This window comes from Naasia sp. (assembly GCF_025465545.1).
GTDB lineage: Bacteria > Actinomycetota > Actinomycetes > Actinomycetales > Microbacteriaceae > Naasia.
The window spans coordinates 119,491-137,042 of the sequence record NZ_JAODMK010000022.1 but is presented as its reverse complement, the minus strand read 5'-3'; the positions used below and the strand labels follow the sequence as shown (position 1 = coordinate 137,042).

Here is a 17,552-nt window from a genome sequence, read left to right as displayed (position 1 = left end):
TTGGGGGGAAGCAGGGCTGCGTAGTACGGGTTCAAGAGCATCCGGCGCACCGTTGTCGGCCGCCAGGGAAGCCCACCGCGAGTCCCGTGACCCTCAGCGTTCAGGTCCCGGCAGATCTGGCGAATGGACTGACCACCAATTGCCTTCGTGAACATCCTCTTCACGACGGCGGCCTCATCGGCGACAGTCTCATACCGAACGCCGGTCTGTTCATCGCGTTCCCGTTCTGTGAGCCATCTATAACCGAACGGCACGCGGCCGGGAGAAGGGTGCCCGCGTGCGCGATTGCTGATGCGGTAGGGCCGGTTACGAGCCTCCTTGACCTCGACTTCGCTCTCGGCCCACGCGACCATCGCGTAGAGCGTTGCTCGAACGCCCGGCATAGCCGTGTCGATACCTTGTCGCACGACCACAACCCGCACCTCGGGGTGGTCGAGCAGTTGCGCGACGGCCAACACCCGCCTCGACAGTCGGTCGGCGGCGTCTACCACCACCGTGTCGATCACGCCGGCCTTGATGTCCCGCAACATCCGGCCCCATTCCGTCTTCTCCCCGCGCTCCTTGCTCCCGCTCACGTTGTTGTCGACATAGGTGCGCGCCGGCGGCCAACCATCCTGACGGGCGATGAACGACTCACATGCCGCGATTTGCTGCTTGATGCCCTGGTCTTCGACCACGCTCTGCCGCGCGTAAATACCGACTCCATTGGTCATCCGGGAAGTATGTCATTGCCGGACGATCCTGGCCATCGTGGCCACGGCGTACTCGGCGGTGACGGATCCCGCTTCCGAGCGAAGAGCGAGGACAGGGGTGCGCAGCGAGCTCATGACGGACCTTCCGAACGGGACGACTCGGCACGAGCGACTCCAGTCTTTCGAGCACCGGGGCTGGCTGGCCCGGCTGCACCCACCCGGTGGAAAGCCGCCCCGCTCACAGCACGGTGGAGGAGACGAGCGAGAGCAGCAGCGGCGCAACCCCGAGCAGCAGGAAGGACGGAAGGATGCAGGCGCCGAGCGGGATCAGCAGCAGCACCGCCAGAGCCTCCGCCCGGCGTCTCGCCTCGGTCGCCGCTCGCCTCCGCTGCAGCCGCGCCTCTCCCGACAGCAGCCCGGCGACGGGGACGCCCGCTCCGGTGGCGAGCCGGACGGCGGCCTCGATCGCGGGCGAGCCTGCCCTGTCCTGCGGTCTGGCGAGGACGGAGCCCACCAGGTCGAGAGCGTGGCCCACCGGCGCTCCCGCCGTCACCGCCATGGCGACCAGGTCCTCCTCGAGCCCCACGAGCCCCGGCGGAGGTTCGGCTCGACGCACGAGGCGGCGCGACCAGAGGGCCCCGCACAGCAGAAGCGCGAGGCCCGTCGTGAGGCACACGAGGCCCGCCGGACTGCTGAGGAGCGCGACCAGCGGATTCGCCCCGAGGAGGAACGCGAAGCCCATGCCGACGACGGGAAGCGCGAGCACCAGTCGCGCGGAGAGCCGCGGGCCGGTGAGCGCCGTCTCGACGTCTCGTCGGGCCTGCGCCTGCTCCCGGAGCGCCCCGCTGAGGCCGGTGAGCACGGGCACCAGCGGAGCGCCCGTCCTCTCGGAGATCTCGATGCCGCAGCAGACGGCGCTCCAGGCTGCCGTCCCCGAGTTCACGTGCTTCGCCGATCTGAGCGAACCGGCGATCGACCGGCCCTCCTGCGCGGCGTCCGCGGCGAGCGCGAGAGTGGCATCGTCCGGCTGCGTCGCAGCGAGCTGTCGCCACGCGACCGCCGCGGGGAGCCCGGCTCCCAACAGCACCGCCAGTCGCTCGGCGGAGTCGGCGACGAGGTCGAGGGGTTCGGCCGGCGTCATTCCGTCTCGACCACCGTCAGCAGGTTGTGTTCGGAGAGAGCCAGCCGTCCCACGCTCGCGACCCGGCGCGTGCCGTCCCTGCGCTCCAGGTGCAGCACGACGTCCAGCGCGCTGACCGCCTGGCGCGCCAGGGCCTCCGGGGTCATCCCCGCCAGCGCGCCCAGCGCCTCGAGGCGGGCGGGCACGTCCGCCAGGCGGTTGGCGTGCAGCGTGCCCGCTCCGCCATCATGGCCGGTGTTGAGCGCGGTCAGCAGCTCCCTGAGCTCCGGCCCGCGGCACTCTCCCAGCACGATCCGGTCCGGTCGCATCCGCAGCGCCTCCCGCACCAGGCGTTCCAGTCCGATGCCGCCCGCGCCCTCGGTGTTCGGCTGGCGGGCTTCGAGCGAGACGGCATGGGGATGCGGGATGCGCAGCTCAGCCACGTCCTCGACGCAGACGATGCGCTCCGAATGGGGAACCTCCGCGAGCAGAGCCGCGAGCAGTGTGGTCTTGCCCGCACCAGAGGCGCCGGTCACGAGGATGTTCGCTCGAGCGCGCACCGCCGCGGCGAGCGCGTCCGCCTGCTGACGGGCCATAAGCCCGGCCGAGACAAGTTCGGCCAGGGTTCGGCGCCCAACGGCGGGAATCCGCACGGACACCAGCGGGCCGGCTGGCGCGACCGGCGGCAGCACGGCGTGCACCCGCACCCCGCCCGGAAGCCGGACGTCGACGCAGGGGGTCGCGTCGTCGAGGTGCCTCCCGCCCCGCGCGATCAGCGTGACCGCCAACTCCCGCGAATCCGCATCTGTCGGCGCCCGCCAGCCGGCCTCGCGCAGGAGCCCACCCCCGCGGTCCGACCAGAGGACCCCACCATTGAGGAGCAGGTCGGTGGTGTCCTCACGCACGAACTCGGCCAGTGGTCCGAGTTCGGGGTACAGAACAGCCTCCGAGGCGGCGATGGGACGCACTGTCGCGGGGAGGATGCGCTGCCCGGAAGAGCGTCGCGCGGGCACGAAGGGAATGAGTGTTCCGGCATCCCGATCGACGTCGTCGGCCTCGTCCGGACGTGCCGCGCGCTCGTGCATTCCGGAAGGCTAGGCCCGGTGCGGATCCGCAGAGCGGCGGGGGATCCGGCGGTGAAATGCGGGCCGGGGCCCCGTCCTGGGGAGGAGTCCTCGCAGGACAGACGGCGGGTTAAAAGGAAGGGGCGGCACCTATTGGGGGGAACAGGTGCCGCCACAGCAACGATGGATTGGGGGGAATCACTTACGCTGCGTGTCAAAAAGCTTTGACGGGCATCAGTGTACCCCGTTGGGGTGTGGCCGCAAGGGGGAAAAAGAGCGGAGGCGGCCGTTTCTCAGCTTGCTCGCTCCTTCGGCCCCGCGCGCGGCTCGGATAGGCTTCCGGTGCCCCGGATCGCCGGTCCGGCCCCCCTCGCAAAGGAGCGTGAGTGCTGTGTCCACACCTCTCGAGAACACAACGGCGTCCGCCCACGTGTTCCCGCCGCCGGCGGAGTTCGCCGCAGCTGCTGCGGCGACCGAGGGGCTTGCCGCTGCGGCGTCGGCGGACCGACTGAAGTTCTGGGCTGACCGGTCACAGCAGCTGCTGCACTGGCACCGTCCGTTCACCGAGGTGCTCGACTGGTCCGGTGCCCCGTTCGCCCGCTGGTTCGCCGACGGCGAGCTGAACGTGGCGTACAACTGCCTGGACCGGCATGTGCTGGCCGGCAACGGCGACCGGGTCGCGCTGCACTGGGAGGGCGAGCCGGGCGACACCCGCACCGTCACCTATGCCGAGCTGACCCGCGACGTGAAGCGCGCGGCGAACCTGCTCACCTCGCTGGGGATCGGCCAGGGCGACCGGGTCGCCATCTACCTCCCCATGATCCCCGAGGCGGTCGTGGCGATGCTTGCGGTCGCCCGCATCGGCGCCGTGCACTCAGTCGTCTTCGGCGGGTTCAGCTCGGAGAGCCTCCGCGCGCGGATCGACGACGCGCAGGCGCGGCTCGTCATCACCGCGGACGGCAGCTGGCGAAAGGGCAAGGTCACCCCGCTCAAGCCGGCCGTCGACGCCGCCCTCGCCGCGGGCCCGACCACCGTTGAAAAGGTCCTCGTGGTGCAGCGCGCATGGGCCAGCGATCAGAAGCTCGGCTGGCAGGACGGCCGCGACCTCTGGTGGCACGACGAGGTCGCGCAGGTGAGCGACGAGCACACCGCGAAGCCGTTCCCTGCCGAGAACCCCCTCTTCATCCTCTACACCTCCGGCACCACGGGACGCCCGAAGGGCATCCTGCACACGAGCGGCGGGTACCTCACCCAGGCCGCCTACACGCACCGCAACGTATTCGACCTGCGGCCCGAGACGGACGTGTACTGGTGCACCGCGGACGTCGGCTGGATCACCGGCCACAGCTACGTCGTCTACGGGCCGCTCGCCAACGGGGCGAGCCAGGTGCTCTATGAAGGCACGCCCGACACTCCGCACAGCGGCCGCTGGTGGGAGCTCATCGAGAAGTACAAGGTGAGCCTGCTCTACACCGCCCCCACCGCGATCCGCTCCTTCATGAAGGCCGGCCGCGAGATCCCCGGCCGGTTCGACCTGTCCTCGCTGCGGCTGCTCGGCTCGGTGGGCGAGCCCATCAACCCTGAAGCGTGGCTCTGGTACCGAGAGGTGATCGGCGCCGACCGGACTCCCGTCGTCGACACCTGGTGGCAGACCGAGACGGGCGGCATCATGGTGTCGCCCCTGCCCGGCATCACGACCACCAAGCCGGGCGCAGCGCAGACTCCGCTGCCCGGCATCGTGGTCGAGGTGGTCGACGAGCGCGGCACCCCGGTCGCCGACGGCGGCAGCGGGCTCCTCGCCATCCCCGAGCCGTGGCCCGGGATGCTCCGCGGCATCTGGGGCGACCCCGCCCGCTTCGTCGAGACCTACTGGTCCACCTTCCCGGCGCGCGAGACCGGCCCCGTCTACTTCGCCGGAGACGGCGCCCGCAAGGACCCCGACGGCGACATCTGGCTGCTCGGCCGGGTGGACGACGTGATGAACGTGTCCGGGCACCGGCTCTCGACAGCGGAGATCGAGTCGTCGCTCGTGGCGCACCCGTGGGTGGCGGAGGCGGCCGTGGTGGGGGCCAGCGACGAGACGACCGGCCAGGCGGTCGTCGCCTTCGTGATCATCCGCTCCCGGCACGCCGAGGACGCCGCTGCCGCGGGCACCACCGACTCCCTCCGCGCCCACGTGGCGCAGCAGATCGGCCCGATCGCGCGTCCTCGGGAGCTGTTCCTCGTGAACGAGCTGCCCAAGACCCGCTCCGGCAAGATCATGCGGCGGCTGCTCCGCGATGTGGCGGAGGGCCGGGCGATCGGCGACACCACCACGCTGGCCGACGCCACGGTGATGCGCGCCATCTCGGAGCGCTTCACCGCCGAGCACCACGCGTGACCACGGGGACGCGCTGCCCGGGAGGAGGGGTCAGGCGAACTCGAGGATGAGCTCCACCTCGACCGGGGAGTCCAGCGGGAGCACGGCGACGCCGACGGCGGAACGGGCATGCTGGCCGGCTTCGGCGAAGACCTGGCCAAGCAGCTCGGAGGCGCCGTTGACCACGCCGGGTGCGCCGGTGAAGGACGGGTCGGAGGCCACGAACCCGACCACTTTGACCACGCGCGTGATCCGGTCCAGATCGCCGAGCACCGACTTCGCCGCGGCGAGGCCGTTCAGCGCACAGGTGGCCGCGTACTCCTTGGCACGCGCTGGGGCGACCAGACTCTCGCCCTCGCCCACCTTGCCGGTCTCGGGAAGCGCGCCGCCGGACAGCGGCAGCTGCCCCGACGTGTAGACGAGGTTCCCGGTGATCACGGCGGGAACGTAGGCGGCCAGCGGCGCGGCAGGCTGGGGAAGAGTGAGCCCCAGCGCCGCGAGGCGATCCTCGACCGCGCCCATCAGGCCTCGGCTCCGGTGTCGGCGCGGCGCTTCAGGTAGGCGACCAGGCCACCCTCCGGCCCCTGCACCACCTGCACGAGCTCCCAGCCCTGGGCGCCCCAGTTGTTGAGTATGGCGGTCGTGTTGTGAACGATCAGGGGCGTCGTGACGTACTCCCAGGTGGCCATGCAACTGCCTCTCATCTCGGCGCGCAGTTCCGCCCCGCCACAGAGGAAGGGCGGTTTGTCAGCATTGCTCGCGTACCCTCGATCCTATGTCTGCCCGTAACCGGCTGCCGAGCGGCCGACTGGGCGCCATTCTGAGCTTCGTGGGGATCAGCGCGATCGCCGGTGTCCTCGCCACCGTCGCGGTCACGCCGGCCATCGCTCTCACCGGGATGGCCGCCAACAACTCCATCGGCATGTTCGAGAACCTGCCGAGCTATCTGAAGATCGGCAACCTGCCGGAGAAGACGAACATCTACGCGCAGCGCGAGGTGGACGGCAAGGAGAAGAACGTGCGCATCGCGTCGTTCTACGCGGAGAACCGCGAGAGTGTGGGCTGGGACCAGGTGTCCCCCTTCGCCAAGGCCGCGGCCGTGGCCGCAGAGGACCCCCGCTACTACGAGCACGGCGGCATCGATCCCGTCGGCGTCGTCCGCGCCGCCGTCCTCAACGTGCTCGGCAGCGACGTGCAGGGCGCGTCGACGATCACGCAGCAGTACGTGAAGAACGTCCTCGTCGCGCAGGCGACCGGACTCGCCACCGAAGAGGAGCGCGACGCCGCATACCAGGAGGCGACCAAGGTCAGCTTCGACCGGAAGCTCCGCGAGATGCGCCTCGCCATCGGTCTGGAGAAGGAGTACAGCAAGGACGACATCCTGCTGGGCTACCTCAACATCGCCCTCTTCGGCGGCCGGGTCTACGGCATCCAGGCGGCGTCGAAGTACTACTACGGCGTCACCGCGAAGGATCTCACGCTGTCCCAGGCCGCGAGCCTGCTCGCAATCGTGAACAACCCGCAGAAGTTCCGGCTCGACCAGCCCGACGACGAGATGAACGGCAAGGCCAACGGCTACGCCGCCAACAAGGTGCGGCGGGACTACATCCTCGGCAACATGCTCGAGGGCGGAAAGATCAGCAAGGCCGAGCACGATGAGGCCGTCGCCGCCGCGATCGAGCCGAAGATCACCCCGGCCCCCTCCGGCTGTTCCGAGGCGAAGGGCAACGCAGGATTCTTCTGCGACTACGTCGTCAACGTGATCAAGAACGACACCAAGTTCGGCGCTACCGCCGAGGAGCGCTACAACAGCTTCATCCGCGGCGGCTTCAAGGTCTTCACGACGCTCGACCTCGACATGCAGAAGGTGGCGCAGGACTCGGTCAACGCCGCCGTGCCGATGACCATGGACGGGGTGGACATCGGTTCGGCCGCCACCTCGGTCGAGGCGGGCACCGGCGCCATCAAGGTGATGGTGCAGAACAAGAAGTTCGATGACTCGGCCGACCCAGGACCCGAATACACCGCGGTCAACTACAACACCGACTCGGACTACGGAGCCTCCGGGGGCTTCCAGGCCGCCTCCACCTACAAGACCTTCACCCTCATCGCCTGGCTTCGGGCCGGCCACACCCTGGGTGAGGGCATGGACATCTCCGAGCAGACCTACGACTGGCCCAGCTTCCGGACGTGCGATGGCGGAACCGTGGGCAGCGGGTACGTCGAGAACGACGACAACGAGAGCGGCTGGCGGAGCGTGCTCGACTCGACGGCGCACTCCATCAACGGCGGCTTCATGAAGATGGGTCAGCAGCTCGATCAGTGCGACATCCGCAAGGCGGCCACCGACCTGATGGTGCATCCGGCGGGAGGCGGCGAGCTCGCCGACAACCCCAGCGCGATCCTCGGAACGAACCTCGTGTCCCCGCTGACCATGGCGACCGCCTACGCGGGAATCGCCAACCAGGGCAAGGTCTGTTCACCCGTCGCGATCATGCGGATGATCAAGCCGGACGGCACCGATGCAGACATCCCCGAGACCACCTGCAAGCAGGGCATCGAGAAGGACGTCGCTGCCGCGACCGCCTACGCGCTGCGCGGGCCCATCGAGAACGGCAGCGCGATCGCATCGAACCCCTACGACGGGATCGACCACCTGGCCAAGACGGGCACGAACGACAACAACCAGCAGACCTGGACCACCGGCGCGAGCACGAAGATGGGGCTGGCCGTGTGGGTCGGCCAGGTGTCGGGAGACGCCAACCTTCGCCAGACCTTCATCGACGGCGTCCAGGCCTCCACGCTGCGTCATGCCATCTGGAAGCCGATCATGACCGCGCTCGACGCGAAGTACGGCGGGGACCCCTTCCCGGCTGTGGACGACAAGTACCTCCGCGGGATCTACGTCAGCGTTCCGGACGTGACCGGTCAGACGATCGACGGGGCGCGCAACATCATCGAGGGCGCCGGCTTCAACTTCGCCGACGGCGGCAGCCGCCCGTCCTCCGCTCCCAAGGGAACGGTCGTCGGGTCCGATCCCGCGGGCGGCTCGTCCGCCTCGCGCGGCTCCACCATCACGGTGTACACGAGCGACGGCACCCCACAGGGCCTGGTCGTGCCGAACGTCGTCGGCCAGACGGCGGGACAGGCGACCCAGGCTCTCAACGCGGCCGGGTTCGCGAACGTCGGCTATGTGCTCTCCGGGGACACCAGCCAGCCCGCCTGCACGGTCACCGCGACCGATCCGGCTGCCGGGGCGACCGCGGACCCGGCAGCGACCGTCACACTGGCGGTCAGCCCCGGCGACGGCAAGGGCGACGGCAACGGCAACGGCCAGCAGCTGGACCCGGCGGCGTGTCAGTGAGGATCGGACCCGCGGCGACGATGACGGTCGTCGCGGGGGCGGCCGCCCTCGCCTGGGGCTCCCTCGTGGAGCGCACCCAGTTCACGCTGCGAGAGGTGGATGTGCCGGTGCTGCCCGCCGGGGCCCCTCCGCTGAGGGTGCTGCATCTGTCGGACCTGCACATGGCGCCGTGGCAGCGCGAGAAGCAGGCATGGGTGCGCGCCCTCGCCGGCCTCCGGCCCGACCTGATCGTCAGCACCGGAGACAGCCTGGGTCACCCGGACGGCATCGAGGGCATCCGAGCGGCGTTCGACCGGTTCGGAGGCATCCCGGGCGTCTTCGTGTGGGGCTCGAACGACTACTTCGGGCCGCAGCCGAAGAACCCGCTGCTCTACTTCCGGGGAGCCTCCGCCGCACCGGCGAATCCGGCCCGCCTCGACATCAGCGCCCTCGGTTCGTACTTCACCAGCCTCGGCTGGACGGACCTGAACAACAGCGCGGCAATCCTCGAGCTCGGCGGCACGTCGATCGACTTCTTCGGTGTGGACGACCCGCACCGGGGCTTCGACCGGCTCGACCTCCTGGCCGCCGCCGTCGACGACCTGGACGAGTCACGGGCGTCCGCGCCGGGGCTCTCGGTCGGCGTCGCCCACGCGCCCTACCGGCGCATCCTCGACTCGTTCGTGGCCCGCGGCGCCGACCTCATGTTCGCCGGGCACACGCATGGCGGACAGGTGTGCGTTCCCGGCTTCGGGGCGCTCGTCACCAACTGCGACATCCCGCGCGAGCAGGCCAGCGGGCTCAGCGTCTGGAACGCCGGCCGACGGGCCGCCTGGCTCAACGTCTCCGCGGGTCTCGGCACCTCCATCTACGCGCCGATCCGCTTCGCCTGCCCGCCCGAGGCGACCCTGCTGACCCTGACGCCCCGCTGACCCGCTCTGGAGGGTGATTTCGAGACGCCGCTCCGCGGCTCCTCAATCACCGGGAGTCACTTCACCGTCCGGTGTCCCCGTCGTGAGTATTTCCGCGCCCGCGGCTCGAAGCGGAGCCACTAGCGCGATCGCAATCCCGAAGGGGAGCGATGGGGCGGCATCGTCGGCCGAAGGCGAGTTTTGCGCGGCATGCTTGCCGCGCAACTGTCTGAGAACCGGTCGACGATGCCGCCCCATCGCGGCCACAGACGACAAGAGCGGCCCCGCAGAAGCGGAACCGCTCTCACCAGTAAGTCGGGGTAGCGGGATTCGAACCCACGGCCTCTTCGTCCCGAACGAAGCGCGCTACCAAACTGCGCCACACCCCGATGGACTTCTCGCGAAGCCCGTCCCCCAGGATAGCCGAAGTTTCGGACCGGCCTCGCACTCAGGTGAAGTCGGCGTCCGGTCCTGAGACGTAGCTGAAGGCGGGGGCTCCCCCGCGGCCGCGGCCGAGTGCGCCGTCGCTCTCGCGCAGGTAGCACTGGCCGCAGAGCGACTCGTAGGTCACATCCTCGAAGCTGTCGATGGCCACCTGATTGCCGTCGAACACGTACGTGTCGCCGATCCGGCGCGCGTTGAACACGGCCTTCCTGCCGCAGCGGCAGATGGTCTTGAGCTCCTCCAGGGTGTGCGAGATCTCGAGCAGCCGGCGACTCCCGGGAAAGGCGACGGTCTGGAAGTCGGTGCGGATCCCGTAGGCGAGCACGGGAACGCTCTCCCGGATGGCGATCCGGAGCAGGTCGTCCACCTGGCTCTCGGTGAGGAACTGCGCCTCGTCGACCATGAGGCAGGCCACGTCCGCTCCCGTCGCCTGACGGACCCGCTCGCGGTTGCGCTCGAAGGCGAGAGCGATGTCGTCGTCGGGGCCGACCGTGAAGTCGGCCGGCCTGCGGACACCGAGCCGGGAGACGATGTCGCGGTCGCCCTTGCGGTCGAGCTGGGGCTTGGCGAGCAGCACATGCTGGCCGCGCTCCTCGTAGTTGTGGGCCGCCTGCAGCAGAGATGTGCTCTTGCCGCTGTTCATGGCCCCGTACCGGAAGTAGAGCTTCGCCATCCCAGTCCTTTCGGGCAGGCCGATGGCCTACTGCAGATAGCCGTCCTCTGCCGCCCGACGGATGAGGTCGGCCTTGCGGCTGGCCGGCCGGTTCGCTCTAGCGTACTTCTCACGGACACGGCGCAGGTATGTCTTGGCCGTCTCGTACTGCACGTTCATCAGCGAGGCCACCTCGCTGGTGGAGTGCCCGGCGACGTAGAGCTTGAGCGCCTCCAATTCGCCCAGGCTGAGCTTGGGACGATTCGGGTTGGCAGCGCCCACCGGCAGCGGGCGCCAGTCCTTCTGCAGCTCCTCGCCGCGGGTCACCCCCATCACGCCGCGGGCGATGTCCATGACGTCGCGCAGCGGCTGGGACTTGGAGACGAAGGCCGCGGCCCCGGCGGCGAGCGCACGGTCCCGCGCCTCCTGGGTGTCGAGCCCGCTCAGCACCACCACCTTCGCGCCCGCGGCGCGGCACGTGCGCACCCGCGCCTCGATGGAGACCGGCTCTTTGAGCTGGAAGTCGATGAGCACGAGCTGGGTGGGGAAGTTGGCACTGTGCACCAGTTCCAGCCAGGTTCTGGCGCTCAGCACCACCTCGAAGTCGGGCGCGTTGGCGCCGATCCAGCTGGTGAGGCTGTCGAGCAGCACTTCGTGGTCGTCGAGGATGGCCAGCCGGATCGGGGCGGCGCCTTCGAGGGGAGCGTGCTCGCGAGCAGCCTTGCCGCCGCCGATCAGCGTCGGGGTGTGCCCGGGGACGGCTGCCTCGGCGAAGGGGTCATTGACAGTCATAACAGAACCTCAGGGTGAGAGAGGGACGCGCGAAGGCGACCGACAGGTCGGAGAACACCGCGCGGAGAACCGCGAGGTAGGGGGCGAGGACCGCGTTGAGGTGGGACTCGCCGACATCGGTGCTGCAGCTCAACTCGAAGGTCGCGCGCCGGGTTCCGGTGACGCGGACACTCACGTTGCGGGCCGCGAGCCGCTGTCCGAGAGCACCGACAAGGGCACGGACGGCGGCCCGCTGCTCGAACGCCATGGCGTCGGCCGAGTGACTCGGATCGGAGACGACGCTGGGCCAGACGGCCGCCTCGGTTCCGGAGGGCGGGTGCAGGATCAGCTCGTCGAGCCAGGTGCGCTCCGTCTCGGCCACCATCAGCGCCCTGATGGCATCAGACACCGCGGTCGCGCGCTCGATGTCCTCGAGGGTCACGATGCTGCGTTCGACGAGTCCGCTGAACAGGGGGACGACGTCGCGGTTCAGCAGGCTCACCCGGCCTTGCTGGACGGAGCGCGTGATTCCGCCCTGCATATTCAGCGCCTGCGCGACCGAGGCGGTCTCTGCTCGAGCACGCCAGCGGGCGATGCGGGCGATGACCGTCCGGGAGAACGCCGACCCGGCCAGGGCGAGGGCGAGGATCGGGGTCGCCGCGACCACCACGAAGGTGACGGGCGGCACATCCCCGCTGAAGAACGGGGACTCCGCCAGGGTCGTGATGGCGACAGCCGCGGCCGACACGAGCGCGAGCGTCTGGATCTCGAGGGGCGGGCGGTACGGACTGAGGGCGAGCAGGAGGAGTCCGATCGCCACCGGGCCCCAGTCGTCGCGGACCAGGCTGTTCTGCCCCCATGAGGCCACCGTGGAGAGCACGCTCGCCGCGACGGCGGCGAGCGTGACGAGAACCGCTGCGCGTCGACGGAACGGCGCGCGCCGGGGTGAGGAGTACCAGACGAGAGCCCCGCACGCCGCGGCGCAGACCAGGATGGCCAAGGCCGCGACGACCGGGCTCCCGATCTGCCGGCCGTACCCCACGGTGAGGACGACTGCCAGGGTGATCGCCGCGATGCCCGCGAGAGCCGTGAGCGGTCGCCCTGCGAGCGCACCGAGCGGATCGAGCGACTGCAGGGTCGGCTCCCGCGCCGTCATCTGTCCTCCCCCGTGGGAACAGGGACGAGGGGATCCTCGGCGGAGACGACTGCGGGCACCTGCACCAGCACCGAGGTGCCGCTTCCGGGCGCCGACCACACCTGAACCCGTCCCCCGACTGCCGCCATCCTCGAGCGAACGGAGTGCCGCAGGCCGAAGCGGTCGCGGTCGATCAGTCGCTCGTCGAAGCCGCGGCCCCCGTCGATGACCATGACCGAGAGCGAGCCGCCGCCCGCATAGACGACCACCTCGGCGGTGGTCTCGCCGGAATGCTTGTGCACGTTGATGAGGAGCTGGCCGACCGCAAGGCCGAGCGCGTCATCGACCTCCCGGCTGAGGCCGGCCACCGCTGCAGGGTCCCCGGACAGCGTGATGTCGAGCCCGAGACCGCGAGCGGTCTGCACCGCGGACGCGAGGGCGCTCGCCTCCCACACCCCGGCCGGCCCGCTGAGGTGCGACGAGGGCGCGGGCTCCTCCGACCAGTCATGGCCGACGATGCTGACGAGGTCCCCCTGCAGCTGATTCGCCAGCGTCGGCGAGAGCGGGCCGGGCGTGCTCGCCGCGATCGCGGCCAGGTCGCTGAGGATCGTGTCGTGCAGCAGGGCCGCCGCACGAGCCTCGGCCGTGGCACGCAGGGCGGCGACCCGCTCGTCCATGGCGGCACGGTGGATCGAGGGCTGGGCACGCCGGGCGGCGGCGCGGCCGAGTGTCGTGCCGACCCCGACGACGAGCACGAGAAGGGTGGCGAGCGCCGCAGTCAGGTCGAGCTGCACCGCCTTGCCGGTCGCTGCGGCGGCGGTCGCGGTCGCCGCTTCCCCGAGCAGGTAGCCGGCGAGCGGCGGGAGCACCGAGCCGAGCGTTCGGGTGCCCACCGCGCCGACCATCACCAGCGCCACCTTGAGCATCGAGAGCACCCAGACGCTCGAGTTGGTGAGGATCGGCACCTGCACCAGCACCACGGAGGAGAAGAGGTAGATGAGGGCGCCGCCGAGCAGGAGGTAGGCGGACACGGAGAGCAGGTTCCGGCGTCGCTCCACGACGGCGAGCAGCGCGCCCATTCCGAGGAGCGCGAAGAGGGCGGGCCAGATCGCCTTGTCGACGTCGAGGGTCTGATGGATCACCGTGACGACGAAGGCGCCAGCCAGGCAGACCGCGGCGACCACGTGCGATGCCCGAGCGATTCCGGCGCCGACCGCGCGAGGAGCCAGGTGACCGGGCAGACCGAGTGACACGGGGACCCTTCTGGCCGAAGTCGTACCGGCGGCGACGTCCACCGCTCGAGTTCGATTATGGCAGTGCCGCGCCCGGTTTGTACCCCGATTGCGCCAGTTCCGGTTCTCTGGCTCCCCTACTGGGGTACAGCTCAGAACAGGGTGGGCGCCCCGAGCACGGGCTCGGCGGCGAGCGGCGCCCGGGACAGCACCGAACCGGTCGCCGGATCCGAGCGACCGGTGGCCAGCCCGTGTTTGCGCACGAGGGGGGCGAATCGCGCCGCGAGCCAGGCCCGGTACTCCTTCGGAGCGTAGGCGCTGCCGGCGTACATGGCCCGGTACTTCTGCGACAGCTCAGGGTGCTGGCGGTCGAGCCAGCTGAGGTACCACTCCTTCGTACCCTGCTTGAGATAGAGCGCGGTGTGCAGCACGGAGCTGGCTCCGGAGGCCTTGACCAGTCCGAGCGCGTGGTCGAGGTGGGCGACCGTGTCGGTGAGATAGGGCAGGACGGGCATCAGGAACACCCCGCACGGCAGTCCGCGCTCCCTCGCCGCAGCCACCGTCGCGAGCCGCGCCGCGGTGGTGGGGGTGCCGGGTTCGACGGACTGCTGCAGCTCGTCGTCGTACACCGCGATCGACATGGCGAGATCCACCGGAACGCGCTCGGCGAGCTCGGTGAGCAGGTCCAGGTCGCGACGAAGCAGCGTCCCCTTGGTGAGGATGGAGATCGGCGTTCCTGCATCGGCGAGCGCGCGGAGGATGTCGGGCATCAGCCGGTACCGCCCCTCGGCCCGCTGATACGGGTCGGTGTTGGTGCCGAGCGCCACGGGATGCCGTCCCCACTTCGGTGCTGCCAGCTCCTTCCGCAGCACCTCCGCCGCGTTCACCTTGACGATGATCTCGGAGTCGAAGTCCTTGCCCTCGTCGAGCTCCAGATAGCGGTGCGTGGGCCGGGCGAAGCAGTAGGTGCACGCATGGCTGCAGCCCCGGTACGGATTGATGGTCCAGCCGAAGCCGAATCGCTCGGGTCCGGGCACCCGGTTGAGCGCGGTCTTCGCGAGCACCTCGTGGAAGGTGACGCCGGCGAACTCGGGCGTGCGCACCGAACGGACCAGGTTGCTCAGCCGAGCCAGCCCGGGGAGCGCGTCGCCCCTCTCCGCGGTCAGCTCCTGTCCACTCCATCGCATCGGAACAGTCGAACATATGTTCGATCGTGCGTCAAGCGACTCAGGCGGTGAGCCCCAACGCGCGTGCGGTCTCCGCCTGCACCTCCGGGACCAGCGAAGGCCTGTCCGAGAGGAGCGTGCCATACGTGGGGACCATCGCCCGAAGCTGCGGCTCCCACTGGCCGATCCGCTCGGGGAAGCAGCGGCGCAGCACGTCGAACATGATCGGCACGGCGGTCGACGCTCCCGGCGACGCCCCGAGGAGTCCCGCGATCGTGCCGTCGGCACCTGAGACGACCTCGGTGCCGAACTGCAGCACGCCACCCTTCTGCTTGTCGGGCTTGATCACCTGAGCGCGCTGGCCGGCGACGATGAGGCGCCAGTCCGCAGGATCGCCCTGCGGGAAGAACTCGCGAAGACTCTCGAACTTCTTGCGCCGCGAGGCGAGGACCTCTCCGATGAGGTATCGGACGAGGGAGAAGTTGTCCTTCGCCACGGCGAGCAGCGGCACGATGTTGTGCGCCTTGACCGAGCCGAACAGGTCGAGCATGGAGCCGCGCTTGAGGAACTTCGGACTGAAGCCGGCGAACGGCCCGAACATGAGGGAGGCCGCCCCGTCCACCACACGGGTGTCGAGGTGCGGCACCGACATCGGTGGGGCGCCGACCGATGCCTTGCCGTAGACCTTGGCGTTGTGCCGGGCGACCACGGCCTGATCGTCGGTGCGCAGGAACTGCCCGCTGATGGGGAAGACGCCGTAGCCTCGAGCCTCCGGGATGCCCGACTTCTGCAGCAGCTTGAGGGCCCAGCCGCCGGCGCCGACGAAGACGAACCGGGCGTTCACCTCGGTGGAGGTGAGGCCGACGAGCTCCTTGACCGCGAGCTTCCAGGTGCCGTCGGGCAGGCGCTTCAGCTTGCGCACCTCGGAGTCGAGGTGGAGCTGAGCTCCGTTCTCCACGAGCCGGTCCATGAGCTCCACGGTGAGAGCTCCGAAGTCCACGTCGGTGCCCGCCTCGATGCGGGTGGCGGCGACCGGCTCGTCCTTGCGTCGGCCCTCGATGAGCAGCGGCGCCCAGCGGTGGATCACCTTCGGGTCATCCGAGAACTCGATGCCGGCGAAGAGCGGGTGGTCGCGGAGCGCCTCCCAGCGGCGGCGGAGATAGTCCACGTTCTCGGCGCCGCGGACGAACGTCATGTGCGGAGTCGAGTTGATGAAGCCGGCCGACTCGTGCACCACCGAGGACTCGACGAGGTGCGACCAGAACTCGCGCGAGAGCTGGAACTGCTCGTTGACCTTGATGGCACTCGTAGTGTCGATCGTGCCGTCCGCACGCTCAGGCGTGTAGTTGAGCTCGCAGAAGGCGGCGTGCCCCGTGCCCGCGTTGTTCCACGGATTGCTGCTCTCCTGGGCCACACGGCCGAGCCGCTCGTAGATGCTGATCTGCCAGGTCGGCTCGAGCTTCTGCAGGAGGGTACCGAGCGTCGCGCTCATGATGCCCCCGCCGATGAGCACGACGTCGACGGGCTGAGCCGATGCCATGGCTCCAGTCTAGTTCGCGGACCCGTCCGCCCCTGACCCGGTCAGGACCGAGCCGGGGTGCGGTCAGGCGACGGGAAGGCGGGCCGCGATCAGCTCCGCGAGCTGCACCGCGTTGAGCGCCGCGCCCTTGCGGAGGTTGTCGTTGCTGATGAACAGTGCAAGGCCACGGCCCTCGGGGGCGCCCTCGTCCTGCCGGATGCGGCCCACGTAGCTCGGGTCGGTCCCAGCGGCCTGCAGCGGCGTCGGCACATCGGAGAGGGCGACTCCCGGAGCGCCGTCCAGCAGCTCGCGGGCGCGCTCCGGGGTGATCGGGCGGGAGAACTCGGCGTTGATCGACAGGGAGTGGCCGGTGAACACGGGAACCCGCACGCAGGTGCCGCTCACCAGGAGCTCGGGCAGTTCGAGGATCTTGCGACTCTCGTTGCGGAGCTTCTTCTCCTCGTCGGTCTCCCCGAGCCCGTCCTCGACAATGGAGCCGGCGAGCGGGATGACATCGAACGCGATGGTCCGCGGGAACTTGACCGGCTCGGGGAAGGCGACCGAGGACCCGTCGTGCACGAGGGACTCCGGCCCGGCCGCGACCGCCGCAGCCGCCTGCTCCAGAAGCTCCTCCACTCCGGCGAGACCTGCGCCCGACACGGCCTGGTATGTGCTGACGATGAGGCGGGTCAGGCCGGCCTCCGCGTCCAGCACCTTCAGCACGGGCATCGCGGCCATGGTTGTGCAGTTCGGGTTGGCGATGATGCCCTTGACCGCCTCGTCGATGGCGTGCGGATTGACCTCGCTGACCACGAGCGGGACCTCGGGGTCCATCCGCCAGGCGGACGAGTTGTCGATGACCATGACGCCCGCAGCGGCGAAGCGCGGTGCCTGCACGCGCGACGTGGTGGCGCCGGCTGAGAAGATCGCGATGTCGAGTCCGCTGGGATCGGCGGTGGCGGCGTCCTCCACGACGATCTCGCCGCCCTTCCAGGGCAGCATGGTGCCGGCGGACCGCGCCGAGGCGAAGAACCTGAGCTCCTCGATCGGGAAGTCCCGCTCATCGAGGAGGCGACGGACGACCGCGCCCACCTGGCCGGTGGCGCCGACGACGCCGATCCGCACTCCGCTCCTGCTGCCCATG

15 protein-coding genes and 1 tRNA gene are annotated in these 17,552 nt (G+C 69.9%); 3 read left to right on the top strand and 13 right to left on the bottom strand.

All coding sequences use genetic code 11. From position 1 onward, the window contains the following. From JWR33_RS07550 to JWR33_RS07540, 3 genes are all read right to left on the bottom strand, one after another. Window positions 1-713: recombinase family protein (locus tag JWR33_RS07550; protein ID WP_297410679.1), on the bottom strand; the 713-nt coding region annotated here is incomplete at its 3' end. 217 nt (window positions 714-930) lie between these two features. After that, window positions 931-1,833, bottom strand: coding sequence for a type II secretion system F family protein (locus JWR33_RS07545; RefSeq protein ID WP_297410677.1), 903 nt, complete (start codon window positions 1,831-1,833; stop codon window positions 931-933). Then, window positions 1,830-2,897 carry a TadA family conjugal transfer-associated ATPase gene (locus JWR33_RS07540; RefSeq protein WP_297410675.1) on the bottom strand — a complete coding sequence of 356 codons (1,068 nt, stop codon included), beginning with the start codon at window positions 2,895-2,897 and terminating at the stop codon, window positions 1,830-1,832. Before JWR33_RS07540 ends, JWR33_RS07545 begins: the two co-directional genes overlap by 4 nt. Window positions 2,898-3,267: 370 nt before the next feature. Here JWR33_RS07540 and acs point away from each other — a divergent pair, with 370 nt between their 5' ends. After that, window positions 3,268-5,256 carry an acetate--CoA ligase gene (gene acs / locus JWR33_RS07535; protein WP_297410673.1) on the top strand — a complete coding sequence of 663 codons (1,989 nt, stop codon included), beginning with the start codon at window positions 3,268-3,270 and terminating at the stop codon, window positions 5,254-5,256. Between the two features lie 30 nt (window positions 5,257-5,286). Here acs and JWR33_RS07530 read toward each other — a convergent pair whose 3' ends face one another. Both JWR33_RS07530 and JWR33_RS07525 read right to left on the bottom strand, forming a co-directional pair. Further along, complete coding sequence (locus JWR33_RS07530) at window positions 5,287-5,757, bottom strand: RidA family protein (protein ID WP_297410671.1); 471 nt, start codon at window positions 5,755-5,757, stop codon at window positions 5,287-5,289. Then, window positions 5,757-5,924, bottom strand: a complete 168-nt coding sequence (locus tag JWR33_RS07525) for a hypothetical protein (RefSeq protein ID WP_297410669.1) — start codon at window positions 5,922-5,924, stop codon at window positions 5,757-5,759. Before JWR33_RS07525 ends, JWR33_RS07530 begins: the two co-directional genes overlap by 1 nt. Window positions 5,925-6,010: 86 nt before the next feature. Here JWR33_RS07525 and JWR33_RS07520 point away from each other — a divergent pair, with 86 nt between their 5' ends. Then, window positions 6,011-8,599 (top strand): transglycosylase domain-containing protein, encoded by a 2,589-nt coding sequence (locus tag JWR33_RS07520; RefSeq protein ID WP_297410667.1) that lies wholly within the window; start codon window positions 6,011-6,013, stop codon window positions 8,597-8,599. 20 nt (window positions 8,600-8,619) lie between these two features. Beyond that, window positions 8,620-9,510: a metallophosphoesterase gene (locus tag JWR33_RS07515; RefSeq protein ID WP_297410703.1), complete on the top strand. Its 891-nt coding sequence runs from the start codon at window positions 8,620-8,622 to the stop codon at window positions 9,508-9,510. A gap of 294 nt (window positions 9,511-9,804) precedes the next feature. Here the strand turns inward: JWR33_RS07515 and JWR33_RS07510 are convergent. The 8 genes from JWR33_RS07510 to JWR33_RS07475 all read right to left on the bottom strand — a co-directional run bounded on the left by JWR33_RS07510 (window position 9,805) and on the right by JWR33_RS07475 (window position 17,551). Then, window positions 9,805-9,878 (bottom strand) — tRNA-Pro (locus JWR33_RS07510). Window positions 9,879-9,937: 59 nt separating this feature from the next. After that, window positions 9,938-10,606 (bottom strand): thymidine kinase, encoded by a 669-nt coding sequence (locus tag JWR33_RS07505; RefSeq protein ID WP_297410665.1) that lies wholly within the window; start codon window positions 10,604-10,606, stop codon window positions 9,938-9,940. A gap of 27 nt (window positions 10,607-10,633) precedes the next feature. After that, window positions 10,634-11,377, bottom strand: a complete 744-nt coding sequence (locus JWR33_RS07500; protein WP_297410663.1) for a DNA-binding response regulator — start codon at window positions 11,375-11,377, stop codon at window positions 10,634-10,636. Beyond that, a complete protein-coding gene (locus JWR33_RS07495; protein ID WP_297410661.1) occupies window positions 11,364-12,512 on the bottom strand; it encodes a hypothetical protein in 1,149 nt (382 codons plus the stop codon). Before JWR33_RS07495 ends, JWR33_RS07500 begins: the two co-directional genes overlap by 14 nt. Continuing rightward, window positions 12,509-13,744 (bottom strand): ATP-binding protein, encoded by a 1,236-nt coding sequence (locus JWR33_RS07490; RefSeq protein WP_297410659.1) that lies wholly within the window; start codon window positions 13,742-13,744, stop codon window positions 12,509-12,511. Before JWR33_RS07490 ends, JWR33_RS07495 begins: the two co-directional genes overlap by 4 nt. Before the next feature lie 131 nt (window positions 13,745-13,875). After that, the gene (locus JWR33_RS07485; RefSeq protein ID WP_297410657.1) at window positions 13,876-14,910 is read right to left on the bottom strand and encodes an Rv2578c family radical SAM protein; all 1,035 of its coding nucleotides are present in this window, start codon (window positions 14,908-14,910) and stop codon (window positions 13,876-13,878) included. A gap of 40 nt (window positions 14,911-14,950) precedes the next feature. After that, window positions 14,951-16,429 (bottom strand): malate:quinone oxidoreductase, encoded by a 1,479-nt coding sequence (locus JWR33_RS07480; RefSeq protein ID WP_297410655.1) that lies wholly within the window; start codon window positions 16,427-16,429, stop codon window positions 14,951-14,953. Window positions 16,430-16,492: 63 nt separating this feature from the next. Next, window positions 16,493-17,551, bottom strand: coding sequence for an aspartate-semialdehyde dehydrogenase (locus JWR33_RS07475; RefSeq protein ID WP_297410653.1), 1,059 nt, complete (start codon window positions 17,549-17,551; stop codon window positions 16,493-16,495). Between the last annotated feature and the right edge of the window lies 1 nt (window position 17,552).